This is a genomic window from Streptomyces sp. NPDC024698 (genome assembly GCF_055559015.1).
The window spans coordinates 1-17753 of sequence record NZ_JBVHLK010000035.1; the positions used below are offsets into that span (position 1 = coordinate 1).

Consider the following 17753-nt stretch of genomic DNA (forward strand, 5'->3'; position numbering starts at 1 on the left):
CGCCCGCTGGGCATCAGTGACCGACAACGGCGGAATCCTCGGACCCGGACGACTCATGCCCGACTAACGACGAACCTCTGACTCAGGTCACTAGGTAAGGGCTGTCCCGAAATCTCCGCTGGATCTGGGCGCGGCGTCGGATGCGGTGTATTGCAACGCGGAGGTTTGTCCTCATACTCTGCGTATTCAGGCGATCCCGACAGCGCTGAGTGTCGAGCGAATCCGGTTTCGGCGAGCCAGCCCTCAATGAGGTCGGGGCGTCGTTGGATGCGGCGCAGGCTGCTGCGGACGGCGTCAACAAGGTGGTCACGGTCGCGGAAGACGACATTGGCGGTAGCGCTGCGACGAAGCAGCGACCAGATGCCGTCGACGGGATTGAGGTCGGGGCATAGCTGGGCAGTTGGACGATGGTGAGCCAGGCGTGCTCTGCCGCGTACTCGCGTAATCGGGTGCAGCGGTAAACATTCAGATTGTCCCAGATCACCACGACGGGGCCGCCGCGTTGGAGGTGAGCCCGCACGCGAAGGTCACGGTAGTCCTGCCAGGTGAAGCCACGGTGGGCGCCTCGGTGATGGCCCTGGATGCGAGGACGGTAGATCAGACGGCTGCGTTCGCCGGCCTTGAAGCACACCAGCGCGGCCATCGAGATGCGGCCGCGGGAAGCGCCGTTGAACCGCACCACGGGTGTGTTCCCTTTGGGGCCCCAGGTGCGTGAGCGGTGCGACGTCATCGAGACGGCGGCCTCGTCCTCGAAGACCAGCCTGGCCCCGAGCGCCGCCGCGGTGGCTTTGCCCGGGGCCAGGCTTCCTTCACCCAGCCGGCCACCGCCGCCTCATCCCGTTCGACCGCCCGCCGCGCGGGCTGTCGGCACGACCAGCCATGCCGTCGCAGCAGCTCCCACACTCCTCGGACCGACAGTGACACGCCGAGCCGTTCCGCGATCAGCACGCGCACTCTCGAGAGCGTCCACCGCTCGTCCGTCCAGCCTTGGGCTATCGCACCGTTCAGCAGGAGCGGCTCAAGCTCGGCGAACTCACTGTCGCCGACCTTCGGCCGCTTGGCAGGACCCGAAATGCACAGGGCCTGCCGCCCTCCCTCACGCCAGGACCGGCGCCACCGTTCCACCGACCGCGCACTGACCCGCAGCGTTTGGCTATCTCAACGTTCTTCTCGCCCCGAGCAAAGCCGTCGGCGGCGCGCATACGCACCCGCTCACGCGCGGCCTGTCCCTGCGGAGTCAGCCCACCGCCCTGGGCATACCTCACGACCCCGAACTACCGCAGGGACCAAGGAAAGTCACCCGACGACGAGCGGTCCGGGCAGGTGCCGACACAACTCAACGGAAAGGTCAGTAGCAGACCTCGTCCAGGTGCAGGCAGATGCCGGCCCGCCGACAGTCGTGGTCGCGCTCGGTGCCCAGTCGGTGACATGTTCGGATCGGTGGTGAGGTAGCCGCAGGTGCCGTCGCTGCCAGCCCAGCCGAGGTCGTACCTGGTGGGATCGGTGGCGTTGACATAGTTCGACACACTCAGCCCGTTGTCACCGAACCGCAAACTCGGGATCGCTGGGATGACATGACCGGCCCAGACACCACGAGTAGACGAGTAGCGAGTACTCAAGCCCTTTGTGCCCCTGACTGCCCATGCTCGTCAGAGAGCATGCGCTATCCGCCAAGGCTTTAGGAGTAGTCGTGAGTGCACACGGGGACGTAGATCTGGGCCACACCGTGGCTGGCTGGGCCGGAACTTCAGTCGCGCTGGCGGCCTTTGGCACGCTCGGTGTTGGCGTGATCACTGTCTCCGGCCTCGTGGTCGCCGCCGGCGGTGCGCTGGTAGTCATCGCAGCAGTCGTTACGTGGATTCTGCATCTTGCTGGGTGGGGTAAGCCCAGCGGTCCTCGACCGGCTGACCAATGGAGCTGGCGGGTTAAGGACCTCACTGCTCGCCAAGGACACCTCGGCTGCGTTGGCTGCCGCATGGCCGGACGCCGACCTGTTGTCACCGTGGCTGAAGTCCCGGAACGCGGTGCCGTCGAATCTGACCCTGCCCTCGCGTGATGAGGTGAGGTCTTCCTCACGTCGCCGCGCCAGGGCCTGCGGCATGTCCGGCAGACCGCCGGGGCGGCGGCCGGTGGCGACTGTAAAGGTGGCCCAGTCGGACCAGGCGAGGTTGTAGTGCGTGCCGTCGAAGGGGCTGGTGCGGAACCTGTAGGTCGCGCCGTCCTTGAGGACGCCGTCGGGGACGGTCACGCCGCGGCGCGTCCGGAGTCGAGACAAGGCGCTCTCCGAGCTGCTTGCCGGTCGCCGCGTCGACGATCTCGAAGGTGCCGGTGACGCGGTCTCCGTCCTTGTCGGAGAAGGTGTCGCGCAGGGTCGGCGTCGTGGTGTCGACCTGCCAGGTGCCGGAGGCGTCCTTGGCGAAGGGCGGGCTGGCCTGGCGGTTGTCTCCCGAACGGGGACGGAAATTGTAGGTGACCGTTATTTTGGGCGGATTACTCGTGGCGTTGGCGGAGTTGACCCGCTTCCACTGACCGACGGCGGACTCGTTGGCGGCCTTGAGGCCCAGGCTGGAGTGGGGTGCCTTGGCAGAGGCCCAGGTCTGCACGAGGGAGGTGACGTCGGCAGCCGTCCGCGCCGCACTTCGGGTTGCCCCTGGTCTCGGTGGACGTCGCGTGCCGGGTGTGCAGTGCGGGCTGGGAGGTCCAGCGGCTGGAGACCGTGGCCTTGTCGGCCGACCAGACGTCAGGCACGTTGAACTGAGGGTCGTGGTCAACAAAGTCGCTTCTTCGCCGTCGGTGTGAGCTTGGGTCGTGATCGGGAGTCTCGTTCGTGACGGGTCTTCCTCTCGTTGCTGATCACGTCATGGAACCCGAACACCGGACACGTCGGCGCGGGTGACTGAGCGCTCCTTGCCGACGTCCACGGGCACCGACACGTCGTGCGATGCGGGCCACCGGATGCTCAACGGCGAGGCTGGAGAGCAGGGTTGTCGCGGACTCCCCGGCGCATGTCGCTTTCTGCCGCCCCGCGCTTCCTACGGTGAAGCCATGACACTCACACAGCCAGCAGTGGCCGGCGAGAACAGCCCCGCGGCGAAAGTGCTGGTCGAGCGGGACGGGCCGGTGCTGCGCGTCGCGCTCAACCGGCCGGAGAAGGCCAACGCCCTGGACGCGGACATGGTCGCGCAGTTGTCGTCCGCCCTGACCCTGCTCTCGGACGATCCCGGGCTGCGCGTCGCGGTCCTCCACGGCAACGGAAAACACTTCACCGGCGGCCTCGACCTCGCGTCCATGGCCCCGCGGCTGGCGACGGGCGACGACAGCGTTCTTCCCGAGGACGGGCGGGATCCCTGGGGTCTGTACCGGGCCCCGTCCGGCAAGCCTGTCGTCACGGCGGTTCACGGACGCTGCTTCACCGCAGGTCTCGAACTCGTCCTCAGCAGCGAGATATGCGTCGCCGCCGCAGACACCGTCTTCGGGCAGCAGGAGGTGAGCCGGGGCATCGTCGCGCTCGGCGGCGCGACGATACGGCTGCCCGAGCGGGTTGGCTGGGGCAACGCCATGCGCTACCTCCTCACCGGTGACGAGTTCGACGCACAAGAGGCCTGGCGCATCGGCCTGGTGCAGGAGGTGGTCCCCGCCGGCGAGCACCTGGACCGGGCGCTGGAACTGGCGCACCGGATCGCGGCGCAGGCCCCGCTCGCGGTTGAGGCCACCCTGGCCGACGCGCGCACCGTTCTGGCCGGGCACATCGCGAAGTCGGCGGCCGCCCTGCGCGGCGACGTGGGCCCGCGGCTCTTCGCCACGGGCGACGCCGCGGAAGGCGTCGCCTCCTTGATCGAGCGCAGGGCGCCCGTCTTCCGAGGCGCCTGACCAGCCGCGGAACACCCCGGCCGGCGACAACTCCCGCCCGCGAACAGAGGAAGAACGCATGCACGCACACATCGGTGACCAGCCACGGCATTACGAGAGGCTGGGTCTGACACCCGGTGTCGTCCAGGACTGGGAGGACGGGCTGCGGACCGACCCCTCCGCCGGAACGTTCGAGTGGTGGTACTGCGACGCCCATCTCGACGACGGGACCACACTGACGGTGGAGTTCCACACGAAACCCCCGTTCGTCTCTCCGAAGGCACCGCTCACCCCCTTCGTCCTGCTCACCATGACCGCTCCCGACGGGACCCGGACCGACAAGACCTTCACCGGGACCCCCAGCGACTTCTCAGCGTCCACCGAAGGCTGTGATGTCGTCATCGGCCGCAACACCTTCCGGGGCGGACCGGACGGCTACGCCATCCATGTCGAGATCGAGGACGTCGAACTGGACCTCAAGCTCACCGCCCGGGTTCCGCCCTGGCGTCCGGCCACCGGGCACGCCTTCTTCGGCCCCGAGGAAAAGCACTACATCGCCTGGCTGCCCATGGTGGCCCGAGGCGACGTACAGGCTCGCCTGGACGTCGGCGGCACGGTGCGCAGTCTCAGGGGCAGCGGCTACCACGACCACAACTGGGGCAACATCGCACCGCGCAAGGTGCTGGATCACTGGTACTGGGGGCGGGCCCAGATCGGCGACCACACCGTGGTCACGCTCATGTTCGTGAGCCACGAGCGGTTCGGAAAGGTCCCGCTGCCCGCAGTGCTCGTCGCCCACGAGAGCGACATCAAGGTCTCCGCAGTCGGTGCCGACGCGGTGTCGTTCACCGAACGGGACGTCCGTGTCCGCCCAACGACGCGCGTTCCGGTCGGCTCACACCTCGAATACCACGTGTCGAACGGGTCACACCAGTACACGGTGACCTTCGACCACGAACAGGACGTGTTCCACCTCGACTTCGGGCAGGCGGGCGCTTACCACCGGTTCCTGGGCGTCGCGTCCCTGCACCGTGCCGGCGCCGACACGCTCCGGGCCAGGGCCCTGTGGGAACTCCTCCACTTCGCGCCCCTGGGACGGCCGCCCGCACCGGAGGCCGTCCCGGTCATCGGCCATCAGGCCTGACCCGTCCGGTACCGTGATCCGCGCCGGACGCCCCACGGCCGTGGCGGACGCGGGACCGGCGCCCGCCACCCGGTTCCGGGACACCAGGGCCGGTGCGAGGAGAGGCGGGTATGCCATGCGATTCGGTGTGGTGGCAGTCGACGGATGCTGGGACTCCGGACTGACCTCAGTACTCGACGTCCTGCGGACCGCCCACGCCGCGCGTGACCGCGTCGATCCCAAGCTCCCCGGCCTGGACTGCGTGCTCCTCACACCCGGCGGTGCCCAGGTCACCACAGCGGGCGGACTCCTCGTGGCCGGAGCATGCCCCCTGGAAGACGCGGCCACGGCAGGAATCGACCTGCTACTCGTCCCGGCACTCGGCGCACAGAGCCCGGCGACCATGGTCGACGCGCTCATGCGCCCGCAGATTCGCACGGTTCGTTCCGCTCTGCAGCGCTGGACCGAGGGTGGCGGTCTGGTGGCCGCCGCCTGCACGAGCACCTTCCTGCTCGCCGAAGCCGGACTGCTCGACGGCCGCCGCGCGACAACCACGTGCTGGCTGCGTGACCTGTTCGTCCAGCGCTACCCGAAGGTCACGCTGGACATGGACCGCATGGTGGTACGGGACGGCGCCATCGTCACCGCCGGTGCAGCGTTCGCCCATATCGACCTCGCGGTGTCCCTGGTCGCACGGATCAGTCCACAACTGGCCTCCCAGACCGCCCGCGCACTCCTGATCGACCAACGGCCCACGCCAAGCGTGGCCGCATTCACCGACCACCTTCACGACCAGGACCAGCTGCTGAGCGACTTCGAAGCATGGGCGCGCACACACCTGCACCTCCAGGTCGGGGTGGCCGATGCCGCACTCGCCCTCAAAGTGACCCGCCGCACCCTGGAACGCCGGGTGAGGGAAGGATTGGGGACCTCTCCCTACGCCTTCCTGCGCGCCCTGCGCGCAGAGCGCGCGACCCACCTTCGCGCCACCACCTCACTGCCGGCCGAGGACATCGCCCACCGCGTGGGCTACCGGGACGCGGGCAGCCTCCGCCGACTGCGCACCGGCCACTGACTCGCGCCGCCCGCCGCGAACCCTTCGACTCGCATACGGCTGACGGCCGGCTCCCGCGCAGCAGTGAGCACGGTCTACTCATGTGCCCGCCTCGCCCGTGGCTCACCGTGGATGGCACGAGAACGTGTCTTCCCAGATTCCGGGGGCCCGCCATGAGCGGTGGCCCAGGTCCCCGGTCGTGTGACGGCGTCCCGTGGGGACGGGACCGTCGCGCACAGGTGGTCGTGTCTCGCCCGGGAAACAAGCCGGGCGACACGGCCGCCTCACCCCGCACGAGCTCAACCGGGCTGCCCCGGTACGGCAGTACACCGCATCCGACGGCCGGCTACGGGCCGCCGGCACCCTGTTCGGCCCTCTGGAGGTATCCAGTGAGTGCACAGACGCCCCCACACGGGCCTGCACACCCCCTGGCCGCGGCGTTCGTACGGTTCGTCGTCTGCGGAGGGGGGCTGGGGGTGCTGTCCGGTGCGGCCCTTGTCCTCGTGGACGATGCCGTGCCCCTGCCCGTCGCCAACGCGGCGATCACCCTCGCCTCCACCGTGATCGGGACCAGGCTGCACCAGCGCGTCACCTTTCGCAGCCCCCGTGGCGGCCGGTGCGTGCAACTGCAGTCCGGGCTGACGGTGGCACTGGGGTACCTCGTGACGACAGTGGCGCTTCTGGTCCTACACGAGTTCTCGCCACAGCCCTCGGTTCTGGTCGAACAAGGAGTTTACCTCTCGGCGTCGGCACTGACCGGGATCGCCCGATTCGCGGTTCTGCGTGCCGTCTTCACGCGCCGGCCCGGCGAATCCACGCTCACGCGAACGAGAGAGCCTGACGACCTGACACCCCGACCGGGCAGCCCGCTCCCGCAGCTCACTCGTCCCTGATCCCCGACCGTGTGGAGATTCGCGCCATGACCAGCACCCTCAGGACGTCGTCCGCCCGCTCCCGCACGTGCCCCGCCCGGCCCCATGGAGCGGCGTGCGACGTGGACGCGGCGGCGCGACACCAGTTGTGGTGGACCGCTCGGCAGACGGCCGGACAATCCGAGCGTCCGCCCGTCCAGGCGGATCACTTGCGTCAGTGGGCCGGCGTCCTCATCGACGCCCTTCTCGGCTTCGACGACGACATACAGCGGTTGCCGGGTCCACAAGGCGATGTGTGGCGGCGACGGATGTCCTTCGCTACCCGGCACCGGCTGTCCCCCATCACGGGGAATCTGCCGACGCGACGATGGCTGGTCCATGCCCGGCAGCGAACGCAGATCCGCCTTGCCCTGCCCACCGACCAGCGCCTGTACCAGCTCTGGGTTCCCCATCTGGTGGACGCTGTCCGGGGCCTCGTCAGGCAGAGTGCCGCGGCGGCCGTGCAGTCGAGACAGTCCGAAGAGGATCCTGGTGTCACGGCCCATCTCCTGAACACGCGGCACAACTTCCTCCATGCCTGCCTGCACCTGAACCGGCACACGCGCTAGGACGGTGCCCTCGCCCCGCCGCGCCGCCGGCTCAAGTCTTCTGGTTCAGAGCCTTCTTGAGTTCCGCGCGCGTGGACACGCCGAGTTTCCCGTAGATGTTGTACAGGTGGTTCTCCACGGTCCGGCGGGAGATGGACAGCGCGTCGGCGACTTCCTGCGCCGAGGCGCCCGAGCTGGTCAGGAGCGCGATGTCGCGCTCGCGGGGCGTCAGTGCCGCCGCCGGTTCGGGGGCTGTGCTCAGCAGGGGGGTGCGGGCGCCCTCGCACTGCGCGGCGAGCAGGCCCGTACGGTTGGCCGCCGCGGTGGCTTTGCGGGCCTCGCCTGCGCGTTTCCATCCCGCGGCGGCCGCCGCGGAGGCCTCGGCCGCCAGCAGGTCCGCGCCCATCTCCTCGAAGGACCGCGACACGGCTTCGAGAGCTTTGGCGTCTCCTGTGGCCAGCTCGGTGACGTAGGCGGCCCGGGCGTGGGTGAAGGGGGAGTCGCTGGTCCGCGCGAGGTGGGTGATCCGCTCCACCACCTGCCGGGGGTCACCCAGCCGGGCGACGTCGGTGAGCAGCGCGGCCTCCGAACTGACGACGCCCGCGTCCCGGGCCAGCAGGGCCGCCTCGACGAGCACTTCGCGGGCGGCCTCGAGCCGGCCCGCGGCGGCGTGCAACCAGGCTGTGGCGAGGTCGTCCTCGCCCACGAACAGGCCGACGCGCGGGTACTGGTGTGCCTCGGCCAGTGCCTTCTCGGCGGCGGCGTCGTCGTCGACCTGCGCGGCGGCGGCCGCTAGCCCGCACAGGGCGGGGCGCATGACGAGGGTCTGTCCGAGCGGGCGGCCCAGAGCGATCGCTTCGGCGTACCAGTGGCGTGCGGAGCGGGGGTGGCCGGCGAGCCATTCGGCGCGGGCGAGCTGCAGTGCGGTCCAGACGTGCGGCACGTGTGCGCGTGCCGCCATGAGTTCGGTCAGGGCCTGGTCGCCGACGGTGCGTGCCTCGTCCAGCCGACCGGCCTCGGCGAGGGCGAAGACCAGGCCGTTGCGCTGGGCCGCGGGGTGCAGGTAGAGGGCCTGGTCGTGGTGTCGGAGGTGGACGTCGTAGGCGGTCTCGGCGGTCGTGACGGCTTCGGCGGTGCGGCCCGTCATCGTCAGCCCCGGGGACTTGTACATGAGGCTGAGGAGCAGCACGTTGACGTCCGCCGGGTTGTCGGTCTCGTACGTGATCTCGCCCAGGGCGTCGAGGCCGGCCTGGGGGTCGCCGCAGGCGATGCGGATGGTCGCCTCGGCGGAGCGGATGCGGAACTTCGCGGACGGGCTGTGGGCGTGCCGGGCCGCCTGTTCGATCACTGTGAGGGCTTCGGCCTGGTGTCCCTGTACCCAGAACAGGTTCTGCACCCGGGTGAAGGCGACGCCGAGGATCTCGTCATCGCCCTGTGCCAGTTTCTGGGCCTGTACGAGGACCGCTTCCACTTCGTCGGTCCGGCCGGCCTGTGCGAGGCAGTGGCCGAGGAGCAGCAGGCAGGCGGTGTCCCTCTCCTCCTGCGGGACGGCTTCCAGGAGTTGTACGGCCCGGTCGTAGCTGTGGGTGTCCTGGGCGATGCGGGCGGCGGCGAGGAGTTGTCCGGTCTCGGCGGTGCCGGTGGCCTCGACCTGCCAGGCGACGGAGCGGAAGAAGTCGCCGCGCCGGCGCAGGCCGTGTGCGGTCAGGGCCTGTGCCTGGTTGAGGTAGAGCTGTCGGCGTTTGAAGGGGGGCATGTTCGCCTGGAGGACTTCGCCGTAGACCGGGTGGGTCAGGTCGATGCGGGTGCGGCGTCGGTCGAGGAAGACGTGTGCCAGGTCTTCGGCTTCGAGTTCGAGCAGGGCTTCGTCGCGTTCCGTCTCGGGCAGGAGACTGTCCGGGGTGATGGTGCCGCAGAGGGAGATGGCTTCCAGGAGGGTGCGCGCGGGGGGTGAGAGGGCCGACAGTCTCGTCTCGACGAGTTCGGCCAGGTGCGGTGTGGTGGTCTCCGGCTGTGCGGCGGGCGCCAGTTCCCAGACCTCGCCGTCGTTGTGCATGGTCCGGGCGTCCAGTGCGGCGATGACGAGTTCCCGCAGGAAAAGGGGATTTCCCGCGCTCTTCAGGTATATCTCGTACGACGTTCTTCGGCTGACGGGTCCGTCGAGCATCGACTCGAGGAGATGGTGGGTTCCCTCCTGGTCGAGGTTCTTGAGATTCACCTGACGGAATCCGAATCCGGTGGTCAGCGACCGGGCGTCCTGGGTTGCCGATTGACCGTCGCGCGCGGTCGAGAGAAGGAATATTTTTCCCGCGTCGGAAAGGCGTTGGAGGATGATGAGGGAGGACTGGTCGAGCAGGGGAATGTCCTCGACAAGGAAGAGGGTTCCCTTCTTCCCTCCTTCGATTTCCGATGCGATGCCGGTGAACACGCCCGTGACGTCGGCGGTGGTGGTGCCTGCCGGGATGATGTGGGCGAGGGCTCCGAAGGGGACGGCCGAAGCGCCTTGGGTGGCGGTCGCCCGGACGGTGTTCCAGCCCTTCGACGCGCCGATGTGAAGGCATTCGTCGGCGAGTCTGGACTTTCCCACTCCCTGGGGGCCGTGGATCGAGAAACCCCGCCCCCCGGGATCGGCCAATGCCTCGCCGTAGAGGGCCAATTCGGTGATGCGTCCCACGAGAGGCTGTTGTCCGGCGCCGACTTTTTTCATCCTCGAACGTCCTCGCAGCAATGTGGGATCCACCGTCGGGGAATATCCGGTCCACGGATCATTCCCAGGCTCCCCATCATACGCGCGGCGTCCGGCGTCGCCCTGGTCCTGCTATTGAGTCCGGCGGCCGGTCCGGTGTCCTGTTTCAGGGGCCCGGCGGCGGGGGTTCAGCCGGCACAGTTATGGAAAGGCAGTGGGACTTCTTCGCGCAGCCGCGCGAAGAGCGCGGGATCGATGTTCCCGCCGCTGATCACGGCCACCTGTCTGCCGGCGGCCGCGAGGTCGTGCTCGTGGTAGAGGTGTGCCGCTGTGGTGACCGCCGCGGACGGTTCGACGCTCATGCCGGTGTGCCGTGCCAGCAGGGACATGCTGGAGGCGATCTCGTCCTCGGTGACGGTGACGATGTCGTCGACGAACGCCCGCAGGTGCTCGAAGGCGAGCTGTCCGACGGTGGTCGTGCCCAGGCTGTCGGCCAGGGTGCGGCCGACGCGTTCGGCCGGCCAGGACACCCGCCGTCCGCGGTGCAGGCTCTCCTGGGCGTCCGCCGCGAGTTCGGGCTCGACGCCCACCACTTTGATGCCGGGGCGGGTGAGCTTCAGCGCGGCCGCGACCCCTGCGATCAGTCCGCCGCCGCCGACCGGCACCAGCACGGTGGCGACGTCCAGGCCCAGGGCCACGGCCTCTTCGGCGATCTCGAGGCCGACCGTCGCCTGGCCGGCGATGATGTCGAGATCGTCGAAGGGCGGAACGAGCACGTGACCGTGTTCCTCGGCGAGCTGCTCGGCGAGGCGGGCGCAGTCCTGCGCCGGTGCCAGCCGGACCTCGGCGCCTTGTCCGGTGACGCTGCCGATCGTCGCTTCGGGGGTGGTGGAGGGCAGGACGACCGTGGCCTTCACGCCTTCGAGGCGGGCCGCGTGAGCGAGGGCTCTGCCGTGGTTGGCGCTCGCGCCCGCGACGACCCCTCGTGCCCTTTGGGAAGCGGGCAGCCGCAGGAGGAAATTACCGGCGCCCCGGATTTTGAACGAGCCGGTGACCTGCAAGTTCTCGGGCTTCAGGAGCAGTGAGCGGTGTCCGCAGGAGGCCCAGGGCGCGGCAAGCAGCGGGGTGTGGGAGATGACGGGCTCAAGGCGTTGGCGGGCGGCATAGATGTCGTTGAACGTCAGGACAGTCATGGCTGGGCCTCGTCCCTCCAGGACAGGAAATGACCTTCGATCGGGGTGGTTCGTCCGGGGGCCTGGGCCGCGCGGTCGGCGTCCGCTGGGGGCGCGTGTCCGCACGGCCCGGTGGCCGGTGCGGCCCCGCTACCGTGCCGAGCGCGCGGCCCGGCTGGCCGCGTCGGTCTGCCGGTGGCCAGCCAACGGTGTGGCTCTTGGCCGTACGCCGCAGCAGGAGAGCGACGACACGGCAGCCAAGACGGCGGCAGCTGCGCCGCTGACCATGGCCGAGGTGCATGCCGGAGGCGAAGGCGTCCCGCGCCTGGTCGACCAGCGACAGGTTTCCGGTGGCCTCCCCCGCGTGGCCAGCTGCCGCAAGCGAGGAGCGGGCGGCGTCCGCGACCGGGGCGGGGACCGCGCCGACGTCGAGGTGGCTGCGGTATCCGGCGCTCAGGACGCTGCCCAGGACCGCGATGCCCAGCGCGCCGCCCAGTTCCCGGGACAGGTCGTTGACGGCGGAGCCGACGTTCTGCAGGTGCGGCGGCAGCGCGTCCGTGATCGCGGCGGTGGCGGGGGCCATGGCCAGCCCCATCCCCGCGCCCAGCGGCACGAGCCCGGTCGCCAGCAGCCAGTACGAGCTGTCGGCGTCCAGCCGTGCCATGACGAACAGGCCGGTGGCGACCAGGAGCAGTCCCACGCACCAGGGGCCGCGGACTCCCCTGCGGGCGACGAGACGCGGGCTCAGGCGGGCGCTCGGGATCATCGCCGCGGACATCGGCAACACGCTCACCGCGGCCACCAGGGCACTGTCACCCCGTACGAGCTGCAGATACTGCATGACGACGAAGATGAATCCGAAGAAGGCGAAGAACTGCAGCGTGATCAACAGCGATCCGGCCGCAAACGGCATCCGCCGGAACAGCCTCGGGTCCAGCAGGGGGTGCGGGTGCCGCAGCTCCCAGGCCACGAACACGCCCAGCACCACCAGGCCGGCGGCGATGCCCACCAGGGTACGCGGGCTCGCCCAGCCCTGCTCCGGTGCTTGAATGACCGAGAAGACCAGCACGCCCAGGCCCAGCACGGTCAGGACCGCGCCGACCACGTCGACGCGCCGCCTGTCGGGCTGCGCCGACTCCGGGACGAAACGGTGGGTGCCGATCATCGCAACGCCCACCAGGACGACGTTCAGCCAGAACACCGAGCGCCAGGACCACAGTTCGAGGGCGGCGCCGGAGGCCAGCAGACCCAGGACCGCGCTGGCGCCGGCCACGGCGGCCCAGATGCTGACCGCCCGCGCCTGCTGGGCGCGCGGGAAGGTGCTGGTGATGGTGGAAAGCGTCGCCGACATGATGAAGGCCGCCGCCACGCCCAGCACGCCGCGCAGGACGATCAGGACGATCGGGTCGGTGGTGAACGTGGCGGCCAGGGAGACTCCGGCGAAGGTCGCCAGGCCGCCGAGGAGTGCCTTGCGGCGGCCGAAGCGGTCGCCCAGGGTGGCCACGAGGAGCAGCAGGGCGGCGAAGATCAGGCTGTAGGCGTCGATGATCCACGAGAGCTGGGTCTGGTCGGCGTGGGTGTCGCGGGCGATGTCCGGGAGGGCCACGTTCAGCGAGGCCATCGCCGAGACGACGGTCGCCAGGGCCAGACAGGTCACGACCAGTACGGCGCCGTGACGCACGGCGGGTGCCGGGCCGTCGGGATGGTCTGAGAGGGTGAGACCATTCACGGAAGTTCCTTGGACGAATGATCCGAAGCGGACGAGCGGCTGGACGATGCCGGATGCGTGGATTTCGTGCTGCTCACCAGCCTGTCGGTGGCCCGCTCGCGGGGGATGAGTAACGCGCACTCAACCCGGTCAGGGGCTCACGATCGCCCAGTGGCTGACCAGCCCGTCGTGGGCGGCGTCGCCGGCGTCCGTGGCCAGGGCGTCCACGATGTGGGTGCCGCGGCCGTGTTCGTCGGCGGGGCGGTCGGCGCCGTACTGGTCGTCGGCGGGGCGGGGGCCGCCGTCGGTGACCGAGACCAGGACGGCCTCCTCGCAGTGCCACAGGTTCACGGCGATCGGCGGCTCGGCGTAGTGGACCGCGTTCGTCACGAACTCGGAGACGACCATCAGGACGTCGTCCGCGGTCTCCTCGTGGACGCCCCAGGCGTGCATGCCGCGCGGCGCGCGGACGAAGGCGCCTGCGGACCGTGCTCCAGGACCAGCCGCCAGACGCCCGACGTCTCATCCGCCGGCGACGGTCCGGCCGTCGGGGAGGCGAGGAGAGTCTGCGGCGAGCCGGCTGTGGTGGTGGGGCACGTCATGGTGATCACGACCTCGGAGAGCTGCTGTGCGACTCTTCCAGGAAACGGCCGTGCGCCCTTTCAGGACTGAGGAAGCGGTACCCACCGGCGCAGATCATCGGTCTGGGCTGGTTTGCGGTCGAGGGTCCCGATTGCTTGGCGGGCCGTCCACCACAGCTGGCTGGGCGCGACCTCCGCTGCCTGGCACCCTATGCCGGTGGTGGCGCGGCATCTGCGTGCACTGGTGGACAGAAGATTCAAGGGACTTGTCATTTCGTGTAGTGCTTGGCTCCGGGGAGTATCAGACGATCGGTCTCCTGCGGGACCGGTGTTCCGCCCGGTCGGCGGGGTGCTGTTGCAGGCCTGCCGCAAGCGAGGCACTTCTGACGTGTGCCGAAGGCGGTCCGTCCTCGTGTCTGTTTGACGCTACCGCGTGCAGGAGTTGAGAGAGAGTCAGCCGGGTGACGGAGGACTTCTCTGCGGATGCGGTCAGGGCAGCCCGCTGGAGGAGGATTGCCCGTGAGCCAGCCCTCTCCGTCAAGAGGTCGTCTCGACTGCGTCGGGTCCTCACCCGGGGGTGCCCGGCAGAATGCGGTCGATCTTGATGAGATCGGAGTGCCGGGTGGGTTGATCAGCTGCGAGCGTCGGCCACCGGTTTGACCAGTGTCCGTTGAAAGGGCCCATGAGGGGGCTCTGTCTGCCGCTTGCCACTTTGCCCCGAGAGGCGGCGTCGGCAAGTTGATCGATCTCATGCTCCGTAGGGGTGGACGGAGCACTGTTGCCCGCGGGTGCCGGGGTCTCCGGTCGTGCCACGGTGATCGATGCGACGGGAATCGCGAGAAGTACGCCGGCTACTGCTGCGGTGAGGCCTGCTGCCGTCAGGGGCTTGTGCATGGCTTTCCCTCTTGATCATGTGACGCCCGCTCCCCCGGGAAGCAGTCGACGGCGGTGCCGTCGGATGCCGCTGGCCTTGACGCGGAGCGGCCATATCCCGAAGGGCTGATTCACTGCCCCTCCAGGAGACATCTGTTGGGTGCGGTGGCGACTGAGCAACCGGTACTCAACCTTGTGCGCCGGCCCGGGGCGGTTGCGGCTCGAGATGGTCTCCGGTAAGCCCGCGCTGGTAACCGCAGACGGTATGTACGTGAGGCCGCGATGGCCGCAGTCGTTCCAGTGCTGCCCGCAGCGTTGTGGAGCAGGCAGATCGCCTATCGGTAGTTGAGCTCGGCGAGTTCGGCGGCGAGCTTGGCGGGCAGGGGGGTGTGGCCCATGAGGCGCATGGCGATGTTGCGCAGGCTGCGCGCGGCGGGGTTGCGTGTGGTGGCGATGCGGGTCATGCGGTCGGTGAAGGCGACGACGCTTTCGGCGACCGGGCGGCGGTGGGCTTCGAGCCGTCGAGGATGTCCGTGGCGAAGGCGGTGCCGAGGGCGTAGCCGTCCTGGATGCCGGTGTTCACGCCCTGGCTGCCAGCGGGGCTGTGGACGTGGGCTGCGTCTCCGGCGAGGAAGAACCGCCGGGCGCGGTAGTGGTCGGCGACGCGGTGGTGGACGCGAAAGCGGGAGGACCAGGCGACGTCGGTGACCGCGGCCTGGCAGGGGGTGCGCTGGTCGAGGAGTTGCTGCACGAGGGTGAGGTCAGGGTGTTCGGGTGCCTGGCCTGTGATCGGCCGAGGTGTGAAGCTCGCCGCCCGCCGCCGCTCCGCCGCTCACGGCTTCGAACGCACCACCACGACCCGTCGATGGTCATGCGCTACTACGACAATAAGGCCCACCTCTTCGACATGAGCGCGTAGGGGTGCGGGGTGGTAGCTGACCGAAGGGGATAATCAAACCCTTGTTCCCTTTGCTCCTGGTCACGTCGCCGCTGTCGCGGGCTGGCCACGGTCCCTGACGGAAGTCGTCATGTGGTGCGGGAGCAAGCTTCCCGTGCCTAAGCAGATGGTCTCCGGATGGCAGCAGGGCGACGACGTGCAGGCTCACGTGCTTGTCGACGGCGAAAGACCCCTGGCATAAGGGGAGTTGTGTTTCGACGCCGAGAAGGACGAGGCCGAGCTGGCGCGGCTCATCGTAGATCCCGGGGTCCGGAGGCAAGAACTGGGCCGTGAGCTCGTTCGAGGCCTTCTCGCGCGCGCTGTCGAAGCAGGCTTCGACCATGTTCGTGCGAGTACGCCCGGACAACGGCAGGGCACTCGGGTGCTGCCTGGGCGCGGGATTCGTGCTGGTCGATCCCGGCCTCGCAGAGGACTGCAATGCCGCCCAGCCGGTCGACTACACCTGGTTGAGAAACGCGTCCCCGAGGTTGCCGATAGCCACCGGACAGGTTCAACAAAATGCGCTCAGCAGCCGGTGTGGCGCTGCCCCCGGGAAGAGCAAGGTAAGTACGGGTTGCTCAAGTGGCCTGCGGGTGGGACAGGTTAGCGTGCGGATGCGGGTGCCGCACAGGGAGTACAGCTCCACGTCGGAGCGTCCGGGCGACTCGCTCCCGCCCCAACCCAAAGAACTCCGGCGTGCGATGAGCCGGCAGGGTCCCCGGATCCCCCCTCCGGGGACCCTGCCTTCCTTCTCATGGGCGAATTTCGGCCCAGCACTGTTCGGCGCCCTGTCCCGCTTCAGCGGCTCCAGCATGGATGCGGCTTCCGATGGGATGCGCTGCTGGCTCCCGTGTGAACCGGAACTCGGCCAGGCGCAGGCCGGGCGCCCGCTGGACGGTGCCGACACGGGTGAAGCCGAGCCGCTCGTAGAGGGAAATGGCCGGCCGGTTGTCCGCGCCTGTGCTGACCAGTGCCTTGCCGCCGGGGGCCAGCTCGGCCAACAGATGGTCGAGCAGCTTCAGTGCCAAACCGCGGCGGAACCATTGCGGATCGACGCAGACGCGATCGATGTCTATACCGTCTTCCCCGGCCAGGCGTTGCCAGGCCGCGAAGGCGGCAATCCGGCCGTCACGTGTGACCATCCCGAGCCAGCGCAGTGGCTGCGCCTGCATTTCCTCCAGGGTCTCGGTGAGGGCGGGTATGCCGTCGAAGCCGATCAGTTCGGCCTCTACCGCATACGAGCGGCGGGCGACCTGATGGACCCCAACTGCCGTACGTGTGTCTGTCACGTCCAGTTCACCGAGGAAGGCGCTTCGCCCGACGGCGCGTCCGGTTCGCCGTTCCGTGTGTGCCGCGAGGCTGCTGTAGGAACGCATCACAGCCGTTCTTTCGGATCGGCGGTCTTCATGTCACCGGCAAGAATGCCTGTCGGCGCCATGGGACGCCTGAGTAGCTGCTACTCGCCTGTCCGCAGTCGTCCATCGAGGCCACAGCCGCGATCTGCCCGGCATCTCAAACTCGGGGTCCGCAGTCGCAGGTATCTCGTTCTGGCCCTGAAGCACGAGGAACCTTCTGGACGGGCGTAGCGCGGGACGCGATCTCGCCTTCGATGGTCCGATCGCAGGGCGGCGGAACGCAGGACATGCCTGATGAGACGCTGTTTGCGGCCATCATCTGTGTCCTGGTCAGCGGATGCGCCTGACAGGCCTCTGCCACCGTACTTCGGCCTGTCGAAGTCGGCGGCTCACGGCCGGTCTTGAGCTGGTCGAGGAGCTGGCGCCTGGGGATCGCGTCCATGAGGAGATCCTGCGCCGGCTCCGCAGCGCCTCCTGATGGACCTCTCCCGCGCCGTGCTCGACTCCGCCATGTCAGGGCCGAACGAGGGGCGAACAGCTCTCGCGGGCATCGGCGGTCAGTTCCGGTTCCACACCGACTTCGTGAATGCCGGGTGAGAATCGACGGGGCGTCCGAAGCGATGTGGGTACGGACTACTCATTCAAGGGCGTTGGCGCCCGCATACGTTTCAGGCATCCGAATTACCGCGCACCAGCGGGTATCCGTTGGACACGAAGCAGGAGAAGCCATGAAGGACGTTGCCGAGTTCGGGATCATCCGCGCCAGCAAGACGGGCAGCTACAACCACAACGAGATCGTCGTTCCTGTCGACCTTGACACCGAGGTAGCGCCCGTCCCGGTGTCTGCCGTCGGTGGGGACAGCTGGATAAACCACAACGAGATCGTCATCGCCGACTGATCCTGTCACCGCTCGCACGTGGGGCAGCTTCGGCCAGTTTTCGTAGGAGCGGATCTG

General features: G+C 68.9%; 16 protein-coding genes and 2 pseudogenes. 9 read left to right on the forward strand and 9 right to left on the reverse strand.

The annotated features are described in order from the left end of the window. Positions 1-215 precede the first annotated feature (215 nt). Positions 216-1265: pseudogene (locus ACZ4AA_RS36550) on the reverse strand (IS630 family transposase); the annotation flags it as partial. 425 nt (positions 1266-1690) lie between these two features. Between ACZ4AA_RS36550 and ACZ4AA_RS36555 the strand changes: the two are divergent. Beyond that, a complete protein-coding gene (locus ACZ4AA_RS36555; RefSeq protein ID WP_467612429.1) occupies positions 1691-2056 on the forward strand; it encodes an HGxxPAAW family protein in 366 nt (121 codons plus the stop codon). Positions 2057-2072: 16 nt separating this feature from the next. Here ACZ4AA_RS36555 and ACZ4AA_RS36560 read toward each other — a convergent pair whose 3' ends face one another. Further along, positions 2073-2603 (reverse strand): hypothetical protein, encoded by a 531-nt coding sequence (locus ACZ4AA_RS36560; RefSeq protein ID WP_467612432.1) that lies wholly within the window; start codon positions 2601-2603, stop codon positions 2073-2075. Positions 2604-3045: 442 nt separating this feature from the next. Here ACZ4AA_RS36560 and ACZ4AA_RS36565 point away from each other — a divergent pair, with 442 nt between their 5' ends. From ACZ4AA_RS36565 to ACZ4AA_RS36585, 5 genes are all read left to right on the forward strand, one after another. Then, the gene (locus ACZ4AA_RS36565; protein WP_467612435.1) at positions 3046-3870 is read left to right on the forward strand and encodes a crotonase/enoyl-CoA hydratase family protein; all 825 of its coding nucleotides are present in this window, start codon (positions 3046-3048) and stop codon (positions 3868-3870) included. A gap of 58 nt (positions 3871-3928) precedes the next feature. Next, positions 3929-4993, forward strand: coding sequence for a lipocalin-like domain-containing protein (locus tag ACZ4AA_RS36570; protein WP_467612438.1), 1065 nt, complete (start codon positions 3929-3931; stop codon positions 4991-4993). A gap of 115 nt (positions 4994-5108) precedes the next feature. Continuing rightward, positions 5109-6047: a GlxA family transcriptional regulator gene (locus ACZ4AA_RS36575; RefSeq protein ID WP_467612441.1), complete on the forward strand. Its 939-nt coding sequence runs from the start codon at positions 5109-5111 to the stop codon at positions 6045-6047. A gap of 455 nt (positions 6048-6502) precedes the next feature. Beyond that, complete coding sequence (locus tag ACZ4AA_RS36580) at positions 6503-6919, forward strand: GtrA domain-containing protein (RefSeq protein ID WP_467612444.1); 417 nt, start codon at positions 6503-6505, stop codon at positions 6917-6919. Between the two features lie 101 nt (positions 6920-7020). Continuing rightward, entirely contained in the window at positions 7021-7506 is a 486-nt protein-coding gene (locus ACZ4AA_RS36585) for a hypothetical protein (protein ID WP_467612447.1), read from the forward strand. Between the two features lie 31 nt (positions 7507-7537). Here the strand turns inward: ACZ4AA_RS36585 and ACZ4AA_RS36590 are convergent, their stop codons facing one another. From ACZ4AA_RS36590 to ACZ4AA_RS36615, 6 genes are all read right to left on the reverse strand, one after another. Further along, a complete protein-coding gene (locus tag ACZ4AA_RS36590; protein WP_467612450.1) occupies positions 7538-10159 on the reverse strand; it encodes a LuxR C-terminal-related transcriptional regulator in 2622 nt (873 codons plus the stop codon). A gap of 200 nt (positions 10160-10359) precedes the next feature. Next, entirely contained in the window at positions 10360-11364 is a 1005-nt protein-coding gene (locus ACZ4AA_RS36595) for a threonine ammonia-lyase (RefSeq protein WP_467612453.1), read from the reverse strand. Then, positions 11315-13072 carry an MFS transporter gene (locus tag ACZ4AA_RS36600; protein ID WP_467612456.1) on the reverse strand — a complete coding sequence of 586 codons (1758 nt, stop codon included), beginning with the start codon at positions 13070-13072 and terminating at the stop codon, positions 11315-11317. The genes ACZ4AA_RS36595 and ACZ4AA_RS36600 overlap by 50 nt, the downstream gene beginning before the upstream one ends. A 129-nt stretch (positions 13073-13201) precedes the next feature. Further along, entirely contained in the window at positions 13202-13504 is a 303-nt protein-coding gene (locus ACZ4AA_RS36605; protein ID WP_467612459.1) for an ATP-binding protein, read from the reverse strand. A gap of 1336 nt (positions 13505-14840) precedes the next feature. Further along, complete coding sequence (locus ACZ4AA_RS36610) at positions 14841-14969, reverse strand: hypothetical protein (RefSeq protein WP_467612462.1); 129 nt, start codon at positions 14967-14969, stop codon at positions 14841-14843. Then, positions 14966-15295 carry an FAD-dependent monooxygenase gene (locus ACZ4AA_RS36615; protein ID WP_467612518.1) on the reverse strand — a complete coding sequence of 110 codons (330 nt, stop codon included), beginning with the start codon at positions 15293-15295 and terminating at the stop codon, positions 14966-14968. The genes ACZ4AA_RS36610 and ACZ4AA_RS36615 overlap by 4 nt, the downstream gene beginning before the upstream one ends. A gap of 355 nt (positions 15296-15650) precedes the next feature. On the opposite strand from ACZ4AA_RS36615, the gene ACZ4AA_RS36620 reads away from it, so the two are divergent. Then, a complete protein-coding gene (locus tag ACZ4AA_RS36620; RefSeq protein ID WP_467612465.1) occupies positions 15651-16049 on the forward strand; it encodes a GNAT family N-acetyltransferase in 399 nt (132 codons plus the stop codon). Between the two features lie 145 nt (positions 16050-16194). Here the strand turns inward: ACZ4AA_RS36620 and ACZ4AA_RS36625 are convergent, their stop codons facing one another. Further along, a complete protein-coding gene (locus ACZ4AA_RS36625) occupies positions 16195-16818 on the reverse strand; it encodes a GNAT family N-acetyltransferase (protein ID WP_467612468.1) in 624 nt (207 codons plus the stop codon). Positions 16819-17036: 218 nt separating this feature from the next. Between ACZ4AA_RS36625 and ACZ4AA_RS36630 the strand changes: the two are divergent. Together ACZ4AA_RS36630 and ACZ4AA_RS36635 are read left to right on the forward strand one after the other, a co-directional pair. Then, positions 17037-17327: pseudogene (locus ACZ4AA_RS36630) on the forward strand (transposase); the annotation flags it as partial. Positions 17328-17525: 198 nt separating this feature from the next. After that, on the forward strand, positions 17526-17696 hold the full coding sequence (locus ACZ4AA_RS36635; protein WP_467612471.1) for a hypothetical protein: 171 nt from the start codon (positions 17526-17528) through the stop codon (positions 17694-17696). The last annotated feature ends 57 nt before the right edge of the window (positions 17697-17753 follow it).